An 18,179-nucleotide genomic window follows, 5' to 3' on the forward strand; every position below is an offset into this window, starting at 1 on the left:
ATCATTGAGATCAAAACAATAATTCAGGTTAATCTTCGAAAGTAATATCTTCCTGCTCCGCAGACTGTGCGATTAATGACAGCAACATATTTACAACCGTTTGATCAGTTTTAAAAGTTACATCACTTTCAGCAAGATCGTGAAGATGAATCCAGCGAAAAGACTGTAAAGTTTCCGGATCAAAATCAAAGGCCTTAGTTTTGAAATTCAATTCCAATGGGGCCACTTCTCTAACCAGGTAATAAATACTGATGATCTGGCTATCATTGAAAGAGGATTTCTCGTAGAAGTCAGTGGTATAGAAATGACTTAACACTTCTATTTCAGCGTTACACTCTTCCATGAATTCACGTTTAAGTGCATCAATAAGGCCTTCACCATATTCTAATCCACCACCAGGAAATTTGCTGAAGCTTCTTCCTCCTGATTGTTCGTCACTAACCAATATCTGATTATCTGCATTGATTAATAAACCGTAAACTCTTACATTGAAATAACTCATGGATTTGAAATGTTTTTTATGCTGCTAAATGAAGAGCTTATCTAAAATAAACTCAATAAGGCGACAAATATAAACAAACATATCACTCCTGCTATGATAAAAACATTTTTAAGTTAGCTCAGAAAGGCTTATCCCAAACAGTCAGGAAACATAATCTTTAGATTAATAAAAAAATAAATATTATTAATTTCATTATCGCTAAATGACTACATTAGATCATATAAATTACATATTCATGAGAAAAATAGTATTACTTCTTCTCTTATTTCCTTTGGCATTGGCTGCACAGACTGATAGTATAACTGTTATTCCGCCAGGTGGAATCCAGGATAGTGTACCGGAAACCTCTATTATTTTAAAAGATAATGACCTGATTTTTCAAAAGGTATATTCGACAGCACTGAATAAGGACGATCTGGCCAGCAAACTAAAATTGTTTCTACCAGGTATAAAGAGTTTTCAACTAGCTGATGCAACCAATCAAACAGCTTACCAGTTAAAAGGAAGACTTTCCTCCTATTTTATTAATTTCAGGAAGTCACAAAACAACAATTATGGAATAGCAGAGTTCCTTTTTCATCCCTTAAATGCAGATGTATTGATCCAGATTAAAGACGGTAAATATAGAGTTACTGTATTTAACATGGTTGTTAAAGATTATTATGATCGTACTGATACGGTCAAATATAAATTCGATCTGTCCATTGAATCCTTTATGGCCAAAGATAAACGTTCTAAAATAAGTACCAGGGGTCATGACATCAAGGCGGCAAAATTCATTAACAGCGAACTAATAAATTCTTTTGACATCAATTCAAAAACCAGGATTAAAGAAGATTTTTAGGCAATTTTCAGGATAAACAGCTGATGATAATCTTGTCCTATTGACTAAAATGCTTTTTATTTTTAGTCGCATTTTCAATATTCCAACCAATTTCTGCAACAAATGCTTCTTGTCTTACCGGACAATCCTTTAGTTTACAATAATTACAGCATTCCGGTAAACAAGGATCTGCATGTATAAATAACTCTGTATTTCTTTCTGCATTGCCATTAATTAAATGATCAATTGATGAAATTTCAGTGTGTACCCGGTTAAGATCATAATAATAAGGAAGCGTAAGGTGGCAATCAATATGAAGATCTGAGCCATACTGCTGCGCCCTGAGATTATGTACGTCTATCCACGAATCATGTCTGTTGTGCTGTAAAATCCCTACTATCTTTTCAACCAGCTCTACATTACTCTCATCCATCAGCCCCCCCACCGATTTTCTGGTCAGTTTATAACCGCTATATACAATATAACATCCAAGTAGAATAGAAATCACGCTATCCAGCCAGTAAATCCTGGTGACCTGAATCAGCAGAATTCCCAAAACCAGCCCCGCACTTGTAACCGCATCTGTCAGTAAATGCTTACCGTCAGCCTCCAGCGTAAGCGAGCGATGTTTTTTACCTGTATTGATCAGATAATAGCCAACAAACATATTAATCAAACCGGTAATTCCTATAATGATAGCACCATCCAGTAACTGATGAATTTCTCTTGGAACAATCAAATCATAACTGGATTTGAAAATGATAATCAGCCCGGCAACCGCAATGAGTACCCCTTCTACAAAGGCAGAGAAAAACTCTACTTTTCCATGTCCGTAAGGATGATTTTCATCTTTAGGTAAAGTAGTGAGATAAATACTGTAAAAAGCAAAACTACTGGCCAGTACGTTTACAATACTTTCGGCGGCATCAGTTAAAATTGCATTGGAATGTGTGATAAAGTATGCACCGAATTTGGCCAGCATCAGTATAACGCTGATGCAGAGTGAAACGAGTATTGCTTTCTTTTTGGGTTGCAAAGGAAATGGTTTAGCCCTCAAAAATACGCTTTACAAGCCATATTCTGAAGATGTCTGGTATTAAACACAAACGTATAAGCAGGTATATAAAGTATTTTGTACAAATTATGAGTTAAAATTTCATTTTTATAGCCGCAAATTGCTCCAGGTTTTTATATTTGCTTTCTTATAAGCGAATCATGACATTTTTATCGAAAAGAATCAACAATCTATCAGAATCACAGACCATTAAAATGGCAAAGCTGGGGAGAGAACTCACCGCTAAAGGAATTGATGTAATAAATTTAAGCTTCGGAGAGCCGGACTTTTTTACACCAGAACATGTTAAGGAGGCCGCAAAGAAGGCTATTGATGAGAACTATTCTTATTATACTCCTGTATCTGGTTACCCTGAACTGCGTAAGGCGATTGTTGAAAAGCTGAAGAATGAAAATGGACTAACTTATACTTTTGATCAGATTGTAGTATCAACTGGTGCAAAACAATCATTGGCAAATGCTATACTATGCCTGGTTAATCCAGGAGAAGAGGTTATTGTACCTACTCCATACTGGGTTTCCTACTCAGAAATGATTAAACTGGCTGAAGGTGAAACAGTATTCATTAATGCTACAGTAGAAAATGATTTCAAAATCACTGCTGATCAGCTTGAAGCTGCAATTACACCTAAAACTAAGGTTTTCATGTTCTCCTCTCCTTGTAACCCAACGGGATCAGTTTACAGCCATGAAGAATTAGCCAGCCTTGCTGCTGTTTTTGAAAGATATCCAAATATTTATATCATCTCTGATGAAATTTACGAACATATTAATTTCGTAGATAAACACGCATCTATTGCTTCTTTTGACGCGATCAAAGACCGTGTGATCATTATCAATGGTTTCTCAAAAGCTTATGCAATGACAGGCTGGAGAGTTGGTTATATGGCTTCGAACACTGCAATTGCAAATGCTTGTGATAAATTACAGGGCCAGATCACTTCAGGTACTTCATCTATCTCACAACGTGCAGCCCTTGCTGCTTATCAAAGCAGTCTTGACAGTGTAGTTGCGATGAAAAATGAATTCAGAAAACGCAGAGATTTAGTATACGGTCTACTTAAAGAAGTTCCGGGCATTAAGGTGAACCTTCCTGACGGAGCTTTCTATTTCTTCCCCGAAGTGAAAGAATATTTCGGAAAAAGTGTAAACGGCCAGGTGATCAGCAATGCAGAAGAGTTATGTCTGTATCTGTTAAACGAGGCACATGTATCCACTGTTACAGGTGAGGCTTTTGGTAACGAAGACTGTATCCGTATCTCTTATGCAGCTGCAGAGGAGCAATTGGTAAAAGCTGTTTCAAGAATCAGCGAAGCACTTTCTAAATTGAGCTAATCACAAATAAACTTTATAAAACAGAAAGGTATGCTAATCGATTAGCATACCTTTTTTTTATGTTCAATTAATACGATCAGCTTTATAGCCGTTTTCTTAATTTCATCTCAAAGTAATTATCCAATTTATATCCCCTTAAATACCACAGGCTTTTGAAATCTCTTTAACTTTGTGCTTTCATCTTAAGGGCTGATTTAAATTCAGCTAATCAGCCTAAGTACATATCAAGGTTATGCAAGCAAATACAATTCCGGATGCTACTTCAGCAAGCATTCGTTTAACAATAACAAAATTCGTCACATTTACTTTTCTCGGCTACTTTACTATAGGTTTATCATTGGCGGTATTACCCGTTTTCATCCATCAGCAACTGGGCTATAGTCCAATGATTGCCGGTATAGTGATCAGTTTACAATATGTAACTACCTTTTTATTTCGCGGCTACGCCGGAAGCATTGTTGATAAAAAAGGACCAAAACCAGCAGTATTGCTTGGCATGAGCGGATTTGCCTTAAGCGGTATTTTACTTTTTGTAGCTTATTATCTCAAAGATACCCCGGCACTAAGCCTTGGAGTTCTTGTACTCACCCGTTTCATGACTGGTTTCGGAGAAGGCCTGATTGGTGCCAGCCCGATCAACTGGGCTATATTTGCCGTTGGAGATCAGCATACCGGCAAAGCAATTTCCTTTAATGGTATTGCCAGCTATGGGGCCCTTGCAGTAGGGGCGCCATTAGGAGTGATTCTTCACAATGCTTATGGCATAGGAAGCATTGGGCTGCTGATTATTGTAGTTGGAATTATGGGGTTCTTTTATGCCAGAAGTCAGAAAGCTTTAAGAGGAGATCATAAAGAACCAAGACAACCCTTTCTTCAGGTGCTTAAAACAGTTTCCCCTTATGGAATTTGCCTGGCTCTTGGAGGACTCGGATTTGGTACGATTTCTACATTCATAACCCTTTACTATGCCTCCTTAAACTGGAGCGGAGCAGTTTTATGTTTATCTGTTTTTAGTCTGCTATTTATAACAGGACGGCTTATTTTTGGCCGTTCCATAGAAATATATGGCGGGATGAAAACAGCTATAGCCTGTCTGGCATTGGAATCTATAGGTTTATTGATCCTTGCACTGGCTACCAACCCTCATCTTGCACTTGCAGGTGCTGGTATAGCCGGACTGGGTTTTTCCCTGATTTTCCCGGCCCTTGGTGTAGAAGCCGTCAGACGTGTACCTGCATCTAATAAAGGTGCTGCCTTAGGAGGTTATGGATTATTCATAGATCTTTCTCTTGGACTCACCGGTCCGCTGGTAGGCGGAGTTGCCAGCCATTTTGGGATGCTGTACATCTTCCCATTTAGTATGACCGTGGTATTTACAGGTTTTGTGCTGGCAGTACTGATTTATTACAGACAGCAAAGACAAGGCGGCTTAGATAAATAATGCCGCCTGCTTTTTTTAAGCTTAAGACCTGATGGCCTCTACCGGATCCAGTCTTGACGCTGAGTATGCTGGCCAGAAGCCTGATATCATTCCTATAATCACGGAGATACCAATTCCCATAACTACATTTTTCATATATAAAAAGACTTCTACTTTCACTACATAGGTAAAGACTAAGGTCAGACTATAGACCAGGAGCAACCCCAGCAATCCTCCCATAACACAAAGTGCAATCGCTTCAAACATGAACTGCAATAAGATAAAATAATTCTTTGCACCCAGTGATTTTTGTATTCCTATAATGTTAGTCCGCTCTTTAACAGATACGAACATGATGTTAGCGATACCAAATCCTCCCACTAGAATAGAAAAACCTCCGATTACCCAGCCCGCTATCCGGACCATTTTAAACATCAGGTCCAGCTGATTGGAAATCATAGTCGTTTTATTCAAGGCAAAATCCTCTTCGGCACCAGGCTTAGTCCGGTGTATTGCACGCATAGCCCCTTCAAGCTCACTTTCAACTTCTGCTAAAGGAATACTAGCCTTCCCTCTTACGGTAATCTGAGGACCGTAATTGCCATTTTGAACATCGAATAAGCCTCTGGCTAAATTTAAAGGGATCAGTACATTTTTATCCTGTGACATACCAATCATATCTTCCCCCTCTTTCTTAAATACACCCACGATTGTCACCCTGCGCCCCATTACTTTAATTTGTTTACCAATAGCAGATTCGCCGTTAAACAAACCTTCGGCAACCAATGCGCCGATAATAGCAACCGGAGCACCAGCTTTACCTTCACTTTCAGTAAAATATCTTCCTTCCTGAAAATCCAGTGTCCAGGTTTTATCATAATCCTGAGTACCCGCATTTAAAGTGACTCCGTTCACAGAACTGCTTCTGTATTTGATTGTCCTGTTATTGGCAGATGCCTCAAAAGAAATTCCATCCACATTTTCCATGCGCTCTTTTAAGGCCTGGTAATCCCTCAAACTCGGATCAGGTCTGTTAATATATTTCCACCAAGGATAATCACCGCCAAAACCCCAGGGCCATTTCTGCACAAAAAGCGTGTTAGACCCCAGTTTATCAACACTTTCCTGTAGTTTATTTCTCAATGTGTCTACACCCGAAAAAACAGCAATGATTGTGAATATACCGATCGTGATCCCTAATAAAGAGAGCGTCGTACGGAGTTTATTCTGACGGAGTGCATCGGCAGCAAACCTGAAACTTTCACCTATAAGTCTGAATATCATCATAATTACACTTTAGATTAAAAAAGGGTGAAAACGTTACAGTATAAATGAGTTTATTATTAAAATATCTTTACGAGATCGTTTATCCGGAGCATACTGCCCGTGAAAAATTAACATAAATTTATCAGAAAAAATATTTATACATTAATAAGCATTAAATTTCGTAAATTTGCGGCCTTAATTATTTTATAAAAACATGAAGTTATCTCAATTTAAGTTTAACCTACCTGAATCATTAGTTGCAAATAATCCTTCAGAACATAGGGACGAAGCCCGTTTAATGGTTTTGCATAAGGATACAGGTAAAATTGAACATAAAATCTTTAAAGATATTTTGGAATATTTTGATGATCAGGATGTAATGATATTGAATAACACCAAAGTTTTTCCTGCACGTTTATACGGTAATAAAGAGAAAACAGGTGCTACAATTGAAGTGTTTTTACTACGTGAACTAAATAAAGAATTACGTTTATGGGATGTTTTAGTAGATCCGGCACGTAAAATCCGTGTAGGTAATAAACTTTATTTTGGTGATGATGATTTATTGGTAGCGGAAGTTGTTGACAATACAACCTCACGTGGCCGTACTATCCGTTTCTTATTTGACGGTACTGACGAAGAATTCAGAAAAAACATTGAAATCCTTGGAGAAACTCCACTTCCAAAATATATCAAACGTAAAGCTACTGCTCAGGATAAAGAACGTTACCAGACTATTTTCGCTAAACACGAAGGTGCTGTTGCCGCTCCTACTGCTGGTATGCACTTTAGCCGTGAGTTAATGAAACGTCTTGAATTGAAAGGAATTAATTTTGCAGAAGTAACCCTTCACGTAGGATTAGGTACTTTCAGATCTGTTGAGGTTGAAGATTTAACTAAACACAAGATGGATTCAGAGCAGTTCATTATTGAAGAATCACAAGCTAATATCGTTAACAAAGCATTAAATGAAAAAAGACGTATCTGTGCTGTAGGTACGACTTCTATGCGTGCAATTGAATCTGCTGTTTCTTCAGGAAAATTACTAAAACCAGCAAATGACTGGACTAGTAAGTTTATTTTCCCTCCATATGATTTCAGCATTGCAAATTCAATGATCACGAATTTCCACACCCCGGAATCTACACTATTGATGATGGTTAGTGCATTTGGAGGTTATGACTATGTAAGACATGCTTATGAAGTTGCATTGAAAGAGAAATATCGTTTCTATAGCTACGGTGATGCTATGCTGATCATCTAATTGCAAAAAAATACTGTATTAAAATAGGAGGATCTTTTGATTCTCCTATTTTTTTTGTCCTGAAAGCTAATAAAATGTATAAATTTAAGACATAGCATTGACCCCTTATAAGAAAAAGAGATGAAGTATTACGCTATAATTGTTGCAGGCGGTAAAGGTAACAGAATGAATTTAGCAGTAGCCAAGCAGTTTTTAGAGCTCGATGGCAAGCCTATTCTGATGCATACGCTGGAAGCTTTTAATCAATGTGTCCTAAATCCAGAAATCATTTTAGTCCTGAATATTCATCAGCATCTGTTTTGGGAGGAACTATGTATCAAACATGATTTCAAAATCCCGCATCAGGTGATTAAAGGTGGTCAGGAACGTTTTGATTCGGTACGTAATGGTTTAAAAAATATTAAAGGCAAAGCTATTGTGGCCATACATGATGCTGTACGCCCGCTGGTCAATGCAGAACTTATCCTGCAGTCTTATCAGATGGCCGAAGAAAAAGGGAATGCAATCGCTGCAATACAGCCTGTTGATTCTGTTAGAATAAAACGTGACGGACAGGACTCTGAGGCTTTAAGCAGAGATGAACTTTACCTGATCCAGACTCCTCAGACTTTTCAGGTCGAACAGCTCAGAAAGGCTTACCTTCAGCCCTATAGGAATGAATTTACAGACGATGCTTCTGTTGTAGAGCGAGCAGGATTCTCTATCCACCTGCTTCCCGGAGACCGGAGTAATATCAAAATAACTTACCAGCAGGACCTGGAAATGGCTTCATTTCTGCTCAAAAAGAAAGGCTTCTGATTTCTCAGAAGCCTCTATCTATCATATTCGCTATGCGGTTTTCTTAAGCTGCTCTATTAATTATTTTTAGGATAATTGCAATTACTGCAATCACCAATAATACGTGAATCAGACCTCCTACATCGCCGAAGCCATGAAAGAAAAAGCCAATTACCCATAAAATGATTAACACGACTGCAACTAAATAAAGTAAATTTCCCATAATAGTATTTTTTTTTGATTTGTTAATTAAATGATTTGAATTTTATATAACTCCTGACATTTCATAAACAATCATCGTTCCAAAAAAATGAAAGCCCCGTCACCGGGGCTTTCTATTATGCGTATTCAAGAATGCTTTTAAATTTTAAATAGCTTCTAATATTCGTCTTCGTTAAAGAAGAAGTCATCTTTAGTCGGGTAATCCGGCCAAATTTCTTCAATAGTTTCATACGGTTCACCGTCATCTTCTAATGCTTGCAGGTTTTCTATCACCTCTACTGGTGCACCCGATCTGATTCCGTAATCAATAAGTTCGTCTTTTGTTGCAGGCCATGGAGCGTCTTCCAAATGCGATGCTAATTCTAATGTCCAATACATATTCTATACTATTTTATTGTTCTTATTTATTTTGCAAAAGTATATTAAAAATACTGATGAAAACAAATTTTTTTTCCACCATTTTATAACCTTGGTAACCAGATACTTTCATCCGTTTTTTTATCAAAACCAAGCTTCCTTGCCAATACAAACAGGTAATCACTTAATCTGTTCAGGTATATCGTAACCTTATCATCAACAAAGCTGCCGACAGCTAAATTTACGGTCAGCCTTTCTGCTCTCCTGCAAATACATCTCGCAATATGACAATAAGAAACGACAGTATCACCACCTGGCAACACAAAATGTTTAAGTTCTGGTAAAATTTCATTCATCTTATCCATCTCCTGCTCCAGTAAACTAATGTCCGCAAGGTTCAGGTCAGGAATCTTCATTTTAGATTTTTCCGGATCTGCTGCAAGAGATGCGCCTATGGTGAATAAACGATCCTGTACTTCCTTTAGTACTTGCTGTGCATGCGGATCAATGTCCTGACACTGGATCAGGCCGATATAGGAATTCAGTTCATCTACCGTACCATAACATTCTATACGCAGATGAAATTTTGGGACACGTGTCCCCCCGATTAATGAGGTCTGCCCCTTGTCACCAGTTTTGGTATATATTTTCATTAATTATGTCCCATTTTCTCAAAATCGTCTCCAGCCTCCATTAGCTTAGATAAACGCGGAGAAACAGTTTTAATATCTGTATTTAAATAATCATTTTCGATCAGTCCGTCACGCATTCTCACGATCCGGTGTGCGTGTAAAGCAATATCTTCTTCGTGCGTTACTAAAATGATTGTATTTCCCTTGCTGTGAATTTCTTCCAGCAGCCCCATGATCTCAATGGAAGTTTTAGTATCCAGGTTACCCGTAGGTTCATCGGCCAGGATAATAGAAGGATCATTGATTAATGCTCTTGCTACAGCTACACGCTGACGCTGACCACCCGAAAGCTCGTTAGGCTTGTGTGTAACCCTATTTCCCAGGCCAACGTTTTCTAATGCTAAAGAAGCACGTCTGTCCCGCTCTTTTTTGGTTACACCTGCATAGATCAGCGGTAAAGCAACATTATCCAGCGAAGTAGACCGTGGCAGCAGGTTAAAAGTCTGGAATACAAATCCGATTTCCTGATTTCTGACTTCTGCAAGCGCATCATCAGTCATATGGCTTACATCAATTCCATTGAGGATATAATCTCCTTTACTAGGTGTATCCAGACAACCCAGAATATTCATCAAAGTTGATTTCCCTGAACCTGAAGGCCCCATTAAGGCCACAAATTCACCTTTATTAATATTTAGTGAAACTGATTTCAGGGCATGGATAACCTCAGTTCCTATCACATATTTACGACCTATTTCTTTGATAACAATTAATGGTTTTTCCATTTGCGCCTATATTTTAACAATGACAAGCTTTTAGTAGCTTCTGAGGTTAGACCTATTAAGACTCCTGTTGTTACAAACGAAATTACTTATCGAGTATTTTCGGAACAAGAAAAAACTCTTCGTTATGCAAGGCAGCATTTTTCAATCCTTCACTCACAGCAATATCCTGCTTTACCACATCTTCTCTCCATACATTCACTTCTGGATTCATGTAAACAAGTGGTTTTACATTTGCTGTATCCAGCTCATTCAATTTCTCCATAAAAGTGAGGATCTTATTCATATCAGCTTGTAAAGTACTTACTTCTTGTTCTGCAATCTCAATCCTTGCCAGGTCTGCTACCTTATAAATCGTCGCTTTATCTATGTTCATCTTTTAAAGGATATTTTTCTTAGCTCAAAAATACTATTTTGTCAGCAATATCTGATAAGATAACAGTGGCCTGAACACGAATACACCTCTGATACAAAGGTTTTTTAATAGTGAACTACCTGTTTAGAGGGAAAAGCAGACGTAACATAGCTTCAGTGTGCATGCAGATCGCTGTTAACCAGATCTCAATATTATATAGGTCATATACAGTCTGTTCAAACATTAAAATTAATTATTAAACCTTCGGATAAGGGTTTTTTATTAATTTCGACCTTCAGAAACCTCTGCCGGCAGGATTTATGTCAGCCAATTTATATTTAACATTACAGGTTTCAGCAAAACAAATCCAGCAAAATGAAAGAAATAGTAGTAAGTGGTATACGTCCAACAGGAAAATTACATCTTGGCAATTATTTTGGCGCAGTAGCCAACTTTATTAAAATGCAGCATGAATATAATTGTTTCTTCTTCATCGCTGATTTACATTCATTAACTACCCACCCTACTCCGGGGGACCTGCATGGTTACGTTAAAAATGTATTGGTAGAATATCTGGCCTGCGGAATTGATCCTGAGGTCGCAACAATTTATATCCAGTCTGATGTACCGGAAGTAACTGAGTTATACCTGTACCTGAATATGAATGCTTATATGGGTGAACTGGAAAGAAGTACTTCTTTCAAAGATAAAGTCCGTTCTCAGCCAGATAATGTGAATGCAGGCCTATTAACTTACCCTGCATTGATGGCTGCAGATATTCTGATCCATAAAGCACTGAAAGTCCCTGTAGGTAAAGATCAGGAGCAGCATCTGGAAATGACGCGTACTTTTGGAAACCGCTTTAACCGTTTATATGATTCAGCCTATTTCCCTGAACCTTTTGCTTTCAGTTATTCTGCAAACCTGGTTAAAGTTCCTGGTTTGGATGGAAAAGGAAAAATGGGAAAATCAGAAGGTGATGCCAACTGTATTTACCTGGCTGACTCTCCTGAAATTATTCGCAAAAAGGTATTAAAAGCAGTTTCTGATGGTGGCCCGACAGAAGAGAACCAGCCTAAACCAGAGGCTATTCAAAATCTGTTCGACCTGATGAAGATTGTTTCAACCGAAGATACCATTGCGCATTTTGACGAACTTTACAACAAATGCCAGATTCGTTATGGTGATTTCAAGAAACAACTTGCCGAAGACATGATTATTTTCAATTCCCCAATCCGCGAACGTATTGAAGAGATCTCAAAAGACACTGAATATTTACGTAAGGTCGCTAATCTTGGTGCAGAGAAGGCAAGAGAGAGTGCAAGAAAGACAATAAAAGACGTTAGGGAACTGATAGGTTTCAAACCATTTTAATATTTGTTAATAAATTTAGCTTAATTTAAGCTCATCATAAAAATCATATGCATATAGCAATAGTTGGCAATATAGGCGCCGGTAAAACTACTTTAACAAGCCTGTTGGCTAAGAATTATGGTTGGGAAGCTTTGTACGAAGAAGTAGATAACAACCCGTATCTGGAAGATTTCTATAGTGATATGAAACGCTGGAGTTTCAATTTACAGATTTACTTTCTGAACAACCGTTTTCAGCAAATCGTAGATATCCAGACCAATAAACGGGATGTTATACAAGACCGGACCATTTATGAGGATGCACATATTTTCGCAGAAAACCTGCATGAAATGGGTTTGATGACCACAAGAGATCATCAGAATTACAGAGATATTTTTGAAAACATCACTTCTTTCATTAAACCACCTGATGTATTGGTCTATCTGCGTGCATCTGTACCTACACTGGTTAACAATATTCAACGCAGGGGACGTGACTATGAAGCAAGTATCCGTTTAGATTATTTGTCAAAACTGAACGAGAAGTACGAGGCCTGGATTAAAAATTACTCTTTGGGTAAGCTATTAATTCTGGACAAGGATAAATTAGATTTCACAAATAACCCGGAAGATCTGGGAACGGTAATACAAGCTATAGAAGCAGAAATACACGGACTTTTTTAAAATGGCTAAACTTGGAATTATTCCTGCCCGGTATGCATCTACACGATTTCCGGGCAAACCGCTGATTGATATCAACGGTAAAAGTATGATTCAGCGTGTTTATGAACAGGCTTGCAGTTCTGCAAGCCTTGATAAAGTTGTTATAGCTACTGATGACGATAGAATTATTGCCGAAATAAAGCGTTTTGGCGGTGAATATGCAAAGACCAGACCAGATCATCAAAGTGGCACTGATCGTTGTGCAGAAGTAGCTGAGAATTTCAGGGGCTTTGATGTAATCATCAACATTCAGGGAGATGAACCTTATATTGACCCTGTACAAATCGATTTGCTGAGTTCTTGTTTTCAAAATCCAAAGGTAGAATTAGCGACCCTGGTCAAAAAAATATCTTCTGAAGAGGAACTGTTCAACCAGAATATCCCTAAAGTTGTTCTTAATTCTAATCAGGAGGCCATTTATTTTAGCAGACAAACTATCCCTTTTATCAGGACCGCAGCTCCGCAAGACTGGCTAAAAACCTTTCAGTTCTATAAGCATATCGGAATTTATGGTTACACAACGGAAACCCTGTTAAAAATCACGAAGCTTAAACCTTCTTCACTGGAGGTTGCAGAAAGCCTGGAACAACTGAGATGGTTAGAAAACGGCTATAAAATACAAACCAAGGTAACTGATTTAGAGACAATTGCCGTTGACACACCCGAAGATCTGGATAAGATCATTAGGATTAAGGGCAATTAATTCCCTATCTTAGGGATAAAATACCTCTGCATGAAAAGCATTTATATTTACTTTTTGATTCTGCCTTTTTTTTTAACAGCCTGTAGCCCTTCTGAGCCTGCCGGACTGCATGATCCTGCATCCAACACTAAAATAGCCCTGCGTTCTTTTAGTGATACCACAAAATTAGACACTTTCAAAATTGTGCTTAAAGGAGATGAGCCAAAAAACATGGAGCTTGTTTTTACCATTACCCCTAAGGGTGGTCATCAGATTTACACCAAAACACTGAAAGCTACAGCATTGCTTGACAATTATAAAGAAAGTATTGATTTGGCAAAAAAGAAAGAACAGTTGCAGTTTATGAGAGAGGAACTTTCTCTTTTTTTTGATGAGGAAAATTTTATTGAACCCGCCGTTACCGAATCAGAAAAACCTGACAATAATACACCGGATAAAAACTTTTTTGAAGAATTAAAAAGGACTGGCCTGAATGGTTTCAAGTATCGTTTAGGCAAAGAAAGCAAGGTATATATTGCCTGGTCTGAACAGGATAAAAAGGTGAAAAACTATTACGAATGCTGTAAATAGCGCAGCAATGTTAGTGTATTGGATAAGCATTTTATAATTAATGGGCCATGCTTACCTATTTACGTTAAAATAACATAATATTGCGATTTTCTTACAAAAACAGTTATAACCAGAATAAAACAACAATTAATATACCTGAATATCAGCAACTTACAATTAAAAGTGATTTTATTAGACAATGTATATACTAAATTGTAAAATTAATATTAGATTTACCTTAGTGTTATGGCATAGCGTTTTAACATTTATTCAACCAAGCATATTCTAACCAAATATAACATTGAGAAAGGCCAGGTAATTTACCTGGTCTTTTTTTTGTATAATACTCCCTCTGATTCCAGATAATAAGATTTGATTCATAATTAGTTTTCCAGTTCCACAATATTTCCGTAGCTTTGTATCCCGTACAAAAACAATAAAAACGCCCTTAAAAGCGGCTTTTATTTCACAAACTCACAAACATGACTAAGTATATTTTTGTTACGGGCGGTGTTACTTCCTCTTTAGGTAAGGGCATCATCTCCGCTTCATTGGCCAAACTTTTACAAGCAAGAGGTTACCGTGTAACCATTCAGAAATTCGATCCGTATATCAATATTGATCCGGGAACATTAAACCCATATGAGCATGGCGAATGCTACGTAACAGAAGATGGTGCAGAAACTGATTTGGACTTAGGTCATTATGAACGTTTTCTAAATGTTCCGACTTCACAAGCCAATAACATCACTACAGGCCGTATTTATCAGAATGTAATCAACAAAGAACGTCAGGGTGAATATCTTGGAAAAACAGTTCAGGTTGTTCCTCATATTACTGATGAGATTAAACGTAATATGCGTATCCTTGGTGAAACAGGAGATTACGATATTGTAATTACTGAGCTTGGCGGAACTGTAGGAGACATTGAGTCCCTTCCTTTCATTGAGGCAGTAAGACAGTTTAAATGGGAAGCCGGTGCCAATAACGCTATTGTGATCCATTTAACACTAATCCCTTACCTTGCAGCAGCTGGTGAGCTTAAAACCAAACCAACACAACACTCTGTTAAAGCCTTACTGGAATATGGTATTCAGCCAGATATTCTGGTATGCCGTACAGAGCAGCACATTAACATGGATATCCGTAAAAAGATTGCCCTGTTCTGTAATGTAAATGTAAATGCAGTAATCGAATCTATTGATGCTTCATCAATCTATTCTGTTCCCTTGTTAATGATGAAGGAGCAACTGGATAAAACAGTATTGAGCAAACTTAAACTGGCACAGAAAAATGAGCCGGATATGGAAAGCTGGAAAGACTTTTTAGGAAGACTTAAAAACCCAACTTCCGAGGTTAGAATTGGTCTGGTAGGTAAATATGTTGAATTACCGGATGCTTATAAATCAATTATTGAAGCTTTCATTCATGCAGGTGCTAAAAATGAATGTAAAGTAAGAGTAGAATATATTCATTCTGAAGAGGTTAACGCCGAAAATACGAAGGAAAAATTAGGTCATCTTGATGCTGTTTTAGTTGCACCTGGATTTGGTAGCCGTGGTATTGAAGGAAAAATTGATGCGATTCGTTACGTTCGTGAAAATAATGTTCCTTTCTTTGGTATTTGTTTAGGTATGCAGTGTGCGGTTATTGAGTTTGGCCGTAATGTACTGGGCTTAAAAACAGCAAATACAACAGAAATTGATGAATTAACTGTAGATCCTGTTATTAATATGATGGAAGATCAGAAAACAGTTACGACTAAAGGTGGTACTATGCGTCTGGGTTCTTATCCTTGTGATCTTAAAAAAGGAACTAAAGCTTTTGCTGCTTATGGTAAACAACATATTAATGAGCGTCACAGACATCGTTATGAGTTTAACAGTGCTTATTTAAATCAATATGAAGAAGCTGGTATGATCGCTTCAGGTACTAATCCTGACAGTCATTTAGTGGAAATTGTAGAGCTTAAAAACCATCCGTTTTTTGTTGGTGGACAATTTCATCCGGAATTAAAGTCAACTGTTGCTAATCCTCACCCACTTTTTGTTAAATTTGTCGCCGCTGCGATGGAGTATGCGAAGAAAAAAACAAACTAATACGCGTTTAAATAACAATAATGGATAAAAATACATTCACAGGATTGTTCCTGATCATGATCGTTTTGGCGGGTTCTTTCTATTTCTTCAAGCCTAGTGAGGCTGAAATGAAGAAAGAACGGGAGCGGATTTCTCTTGATTCCGCTAGTAAAGCTGGTGTTAAACACGCTCCGGCTGCTCTTGCTGAAAACGCAGAGGCTCCAAAACTAGACTCAGCAGCGCTGAAAGGTCCTTTCGGCACAAATATTTCTGGTACAGCTACTACAACTGTATTAGAAAATGAAGCTTTAAAATTAACTTTCACTAATAAAGGTGGTAAAATTAAGGCTGTAGAAGTTAAAGGTGAAAAAACTTACCTTGATAAACCGGTAGTATTGTTTGATGGTGACGAAAACACATTCGGCTTAACCTTAAACGTTGGCGGTAAACTGGTAAAAACAAATGACCTTTATTTTACGGCAACACAAACTAACAATTCAATGGTGATGCGTGCTAATTACAGTGCGGATAAATACATTGAGTTTGTTTACGATTTGCAGCCTAAATCTCATAATGTTGGTTTTAACATCAACTTAAAAGGGATGAACCAGGTTATTCAGAGAGATAGCATCTCACTGGATTGGGAAACGGTATTACTTCAACAGGAAAAATCGCTGAAAAACGAACAGCAATATTCTGCACCTTACTATAAGTATGTAGAAAAAAATCCAGATCACCTGAGTATTGCTAAAGATGAAACAGAAAACTTATCTAAAGCTAAAATTGAGTGGATTGCTTTTAAGCAGCACTTTTTCTCAGCTGTCCTGATTCCTGCTGATCCTTTTGCCAAGGTTAATCTTGGTGTAAGAATACTGACTACACCAGGCCAGGTAAAGGGTTATAATGCAAAAGTAAGTCTTCCTTTCAACCAGCTTGATGCGCAGAACTATAAAATGAAGTTCTATTTCGGAACCAATCAGTTCAAAGTATTAAAAGCTCAGGGACAAGAAATTGAGAAACTGGTAGAAATGGGTTACTGGCCATTGAAATACATCAACAGGTTTGTTGTATTGCCGGTATTTAACTTCCTTGAAGGTTTTGGCTGGAATTATGGTCTGATCATTCTGGTCTTAACTATCGCCTTAAAAGTTGTATTGTCACCATTGACTTACAAGTCTTATATCTCTATGGCTAAAATGAGAATATTGAAACCAGAAATGGATGAGATAAAAGCCAAAGTAGGTGAAGACAATGCTACTTTATTACAACAGGAATATCTTAAATTATACAAACAGGTTGGCGTAAATCCACTGGGCGGTTGTTTACCTATGTTGCTTCAATTGCCTATCGTAATGGCTTTCTTCTTCTTCTTCCCGAATTTATTCGAATTAAGAGGACAGAGTTTCTTATGGATGCATGACCTTTCAACCTATGATGACTTCATTAAATTTGGATTTACAATTCCATTTATTGGTGATCACTTAAGTTTAATGTGTGTATTGATGACGATCTCTACATTGATCTATACTTATTTCAATAACCAGGTATCTGGCGCTACAGGACAAATGAAATACATCGGTTATATTATGCCAGTTGTATTTTTAGGTGTACTGAACAGCTACCCTGCTGGTCTGAACTATTATTATTTCCTTGCGAACATGTTAACTTTTGGTCAGCAGTTCCTGATTAAATCAATGGTTAACGACGAGAAAATTCACAATATCCTTAAGGAAAACAAAAAGAAACCTGAAGAGCAAAAGAAAAAATCTAAGTTCCAGACTCGTTTAGACGATTATATGCGTCAGCAACAACAAGTTAAAACACAGGAAAAAAAGAATAAATAATCATTCATTCGATAATGCAAAAGGCAGCCATTCAATAAGAAAGGCTGCCTTTTATGTTTTAATACCTTTTAGCAAACGATGATTGTTTGTGAAAAATGTAAAATTTAATATACAAATGGCA

General features: G+C 37.5%; 19 protein-coding genes. 11 read left to right on the top strand and 8 right to left on the bottom strand.

Annotation, left to right across the window (positions count from 1 at the left end; genetic code table 11):
- Positions 1 to 28: 28 nt before the first annotated feature.
- The gene (locus HDE68_RS23155) at positions 29 to 502 is read right to left on the bottom strand and encodes an NUDIX domain-containing protein (RefSeq protein ID WP_183884609.1); all 474 of its coding nucleotides are present in this window, start codon (positions 500 to 502) and stop codon (positions 29 to 31) included.
- A 235-nt stretch (positions 503 to 737) separates the two neighbouring features.
- Here HDE68_RS23155 and HDE68_RS23160 point away from each other — a divergent pair, with 235 nt between their 5' ends.
- The gene (locus tag HDE68_RS23160) at positions 738 to 1,346 is read left to right on the top strand and encodes a hypothetical protein (RefSeq protein WP_183884610.1); all 609 of its coding nucleotides are present in this window, start codon (positions 738 to 740) and stop codon (positions 1,344 to 1,346) included.
- A 37-nt stretch (positions 1,347 to 1,383) separates the two neighbouring features.
- On the opposite strand, the gene HDE68_RS23165 is transcribed toward HDE68_RS23160, so the two are convergent.
- A complete protein-coding gene (locus HDE68_RS23165; RefSeq protein ID WP_183884611.1) occupies positions 1,384 to 2,361 on the bottom strand; it encodes a cation diffusion facilitator family transporter in 978 nt (325 codons plus the stop codon).
- 179 nt (positions 2,362 to 2,540) lie between these two features.
- Here HDE68_RS23165 and HDE68_RS23170 point away from each other — a divergent pair, with 179 nt between their 5' ends.
- A complete protein-coding gene (locus HDE68_RS23170) occupies positions 2,541 to 3,734 on the top strand; it encodes a pyridoxal phosphate-dependent aminotransferase (protein WP_183884612.1) in 1,194 nt (397 codons plus the stop codon).
- A 232-nt stretch (positions 3,735 to 3,966) separates the two neighbouring features.
- Complete coding sequence (locus tag HDE68_RS23175; protein ID WP_183884613.1) at positions 3,967 to 5,175, top strand: MFS transporter; 1,209 nt, start codon at positions 3,967 to 3,969, stop codon at positions 5,173 to 5,175.
- A gap of 21 nt (positions 5,176 to 5,196) precedes the next feature.
- Here the strand turns inward: HDE68_RS23175 and HDE68_RS23180 are convergent, their stop codons facing one another.
- The gene (locus HDE68_RS23180; protein ID WP_183884614.1) at positions 5,197 to 6,441 is read right to left on the bottom strand and encodes an ABC transporter permease; all 1,245 of its coding nucleotides are present in this window, start codon (positions 6,439 to 6,441) and stop codon (positions 5,197 to 5,199) included.
- A gap of 193 nt (positions 6,442 to 6,634) precedes the next feature.
- Here HDE68_RS23180 and queA point away from each other — a divergent pair, with 193 nt between their 5' ends.
- On the top strand, positions 6,635 to 7,684 hold the full coding sequence (queA, locus tag HDE68_RS23185; protein ID WP_183884615.1) for a tRNA preQ1(34) S-adenosylmethionine ribosyltransferase-isomerase QueA: 1,050 nt from the start codon (positions 6,635 to 6,637) through the stop codon (positions 7,682 to 7,684).
- A gap of 120 nt (positions 7,685 to 7,804) precedes the next feature.
- Positions 7,805 to 8,482: a 2-C-methyl-D-erythritol 4-phosphate cytidylyltransferase gene (locus HDE68_RS23190; protein WP_183884616.1), complete on the top strand. Its 678-nt coding sequence runs from the start codon at positions 7,805 to 7,807 to the stop codon at positions 8,480 to 8,482.
- A 43-nt stretch (positions 8,483 to 8,525) separates the two neighbouring features.
- On the opposite strand, the gene HDE68_RS23195 is transcribed toward HDE68_RS23190, so the two are convergent.
- The 5 genes from HDE68_RS23195 to gatC form a co-directional block, all read right to left on the bottom strand.
- Complete coding sequence (locus tag HDE68_RS23195; protein ID WP_111632538.1) at positions 8,526 to 8,684, bottom strand: lmo0937 family membrane protein; 159 nt, start codon at positions 8,682 to 8,684, stop codon at positions 8,526 to 8,528.
- Positions 8,685 to 8,839: 155 nt separating this feature from the next.
- Positions 8,840 to 9,061: a DUF2795 domain-containing protein gene (locus tag HDE68_RS23200; protein WP_008240955.1), complete on the bottom strand. Its 222-nt coding sequence runs from the start codon at positions 9,059 to 9,061 to the stop codon at positions 8,840 to 8,842.
- Between the two features lie 83 nt (positions 9,062 to 9,144).
- A complete protein-coding gene (locus HDE68_RS23205) occupies positions 9,145 to 9,693 on the bottom strand; it encodes a cob(I)yrinic acid a,c-diamide adenosyltransferase (RefSeq protein WP_183884617.1) in 549 nt (182 codons plus the stop codon).
- A complete protein-coding gene (locus HDE68_RS23210) occupies positions 9,693 to 10,457 on the bottom strand; it encodes an ABC transporter ATP-binding protein (protein ID WP_183884618.1) in 765 nt (254 codons plus the stop codon). The genes HDE68_RS23205 and HDE68_RS23210 overlap by 1 nt, the downstream gene beginning before the upstream one ends.
- A gap of 82 nt (positions 10,458 to 10,539) precedes the next feature.
- Positions 10,540 to 10,830, bottom strand: a complete 291-nt coding sequence (gene gatC / locus HDE68_RS23215) for an Asp-tRNA(Asn)/Glu-tRNA(Gln) amidotransferase subunit GatC (RefSeq protein ID WP_183884619.1) — start codon at positions 10,828 to 10,830, stop codon at positions 10,540 to 10,542.
- Positions 10,831 to 11,184: 354 nt separating this feature from the next.
- On the opposite strand from gatC, the gene trpS reads away from it, so the two are divergent.
- From trpS to yidC, 6 genes are all read left to right on the top strand, one after another.
- Positions 11,185 to 12,183: a tryptophan--tRNA ligase gene (gene trpS / locus HDE68_RS23220; protein ID WP_183884620.1), complete on the top strand. Its 999-nt coding sequence runs from the start codon at positions 11,185 to 11,187 to the stop codon at positions 12,181 to 12,183.
- 47 nt (positions 12,184 to 12,230) lie between these two features.
- A complete protein-coding gene (locus HDE68_RS23225) occupies positions 12,231 to 12,845 on the top strand; it encodes a deoxynucleoside kinase (protein WP_183884621.1) in 615 nt (204 codons plus the stop codon).
- A gap of 1 nt (position 12,846) precedes the next feature.
- Positions 12,847 to 13,587: a 3-deoxy-manno-octulosonate cytidylyltransferase gene (gene kdsB / locus HDE68_RS23230; RefSeq protein WP_183884622.1), complete on the top strand. Its 741-nt coding sequence runs from the start codon at positions 12,847 to 12,849 to the stop codon at positions 13,585 to 13,587.
- Between the two features lie 30 nt (positions 13,588 to 13,617).
- On the top strand, positions 13,618 to 14,157 hold the full coding sequence (locus HDE68_RS23235) for a hypothetical protein (protein WP_183884623.1): 540 nt from the start codon (positions 13,618 to 13,620) through the stop codon (positions 14,155 to 14,157).
- Between the two features lie 461 nt (positions 14,158 to 14,618).
- Entirely contained in the window at positions 14,619 to 16,235 is a 1,617-nt protein-coding gene (locus HDE68_RS23240; protein WP_183884624.1) for a CTP synthase, read from the top strand.
- Between the two features lie 20 nt (positions 16,236 to 16,255).
- A complete protein-coding gene (gene yidC / locus HDE68_RS23245) occupies positions 16,256 to 18,058 on the top strand; it encodes a membrane protein insertase YidC (RefSeq protein WP_183884625.1) in 1,803 nt (600 codons plus the stop codon).
- Positions 18,059 to 18,179: the final 121 nt, after the last annotated feature.

The sequence above is a fragment of the Pedobacter cryoconitis genome, from assembly GCF_014200605.1.
GTDB classification, from domain to species: domain Bacteria; phylum Bacteroidota; class Bacteroidia; order Sphingobacteriales; family Sphingobacteriaceae; genus Pedobacter; species Pedobacter cryoconitis_B.

Coding starts and splice junctions, on each gene's coding strand:
- kdsB (WP_183884622.1), top strand. CDS start 12,847: ATGGCTAAACTTGGAATTATTCCTGCCCGGTATGCATCTACACGATTT.
- HDE68_RS23160 (WP_183884610.1), top strand. CDS start 738: ATGAGAAAAATAGTATTACTTCTTCTCTTATTTCCTTTGGCATTGGCT.
- trpS (WP_183884620.1), top strand. CDS start 11,185: ATGAAAGAAATAGTAGTAAGTGGTATACGTCCAACAGGAAAATTACAT.
- HDE68_RS23205 (WP_183884617.1), bottom strand. CDS start 9,693: ATGAAAATATATACCAAAACTGGTGACAAGGGGCAGACCTCATTAATC.
- HDE68_RS23190 (WP_183884616.1), top strand. CDS start 7,805: ATGAAGTATTACGCTATAATTGTTGCAGGCGGTAAAGGTAACAGAATG.
- HDE68_RS23195 (WP_111632538.1), bottom strand. CDS start 8,684: ATGGGAAATTTACTTTATTTAGTTGCAGTCGTGTTAATCATTTTATGG.
- HDE68_RS23225 (WP_183884621.1), top strand. CDS start 12,231: ATGCATATAGCAATAGTTGGCAATATAGGCGCCGGTAAAACTACTTTA.
- HDE68_RS23240 (WP_183884624.1), top strand. CDS start 14,619: ATGACTAAGTATATTTTTGTTACGGGCGGTGTTACTTCCTCTTTAGGT.
- HDE68_RS23210 (WP_183884618.1), bottom strand. CDS start 10,457: ATGGAAAAACCATTAATTGTTATCAAAGAAATAGGTCGTAAATATGTG.
- queA (WP_183884615.1), top strand. CDS start 6,635: ATGAAGTTATCTCAATTTAAGTTTAACCTACCTGAATCATTAGTTGCA.
- yidC (WP_183884625.1), top strand. CDS start 16,256: ATGGATAAAAATACATTCACAGGATTGTTCCTGATCATGATCGTTTTG.
- HDE68_RS23155 (WP_183884609.1), bottom strand. CDS start 502: ATGAGTTATTTCAATGTAAGAGTTTACGGTTTATTAATCAATGCAGAT.
- HDE68_RS23175 (WP_183884613.1), top strand. CDS start 3,967: ATGCAAGCAAATACAATTCCGGATGCTACTTCAGCAAGCATTCGTTTA.
- HDE68_RS23180 (WP_183884614.1), bottom strand. CDS start 6,441: ATGATGATATTCAGACTTATAGGTGAAAGTTTCAGGTTTGCTGCCGAT.
- gatC (WP_183884619.1), bottom strand. CDS start 10,830: ATGAACATAGATAAAGCGACGATTTATAAGGTAGCAGACCTGGCAAGG.
- HDE68_RS23200 (WP_008240955.1), bottom strand. CDS start 9,061: ATGTATTGGACATTAGAATTAGCATCGCATTTGGAAGACGCTCCATGG.
- HDE68_RS23235 (WP_183884623.1), top strand. CDS start 13,618: ATGAAAAGCATTTATATTTACTTTTTGATTCTGCCTTTTTTTTTAACA.
- HDE68_RS23170 (WP_183884612.1), top strand. CDS start 2,541: ATGACATTTTTATCGAAAAGAATCAACAATCTATCAGAATCACAGACC.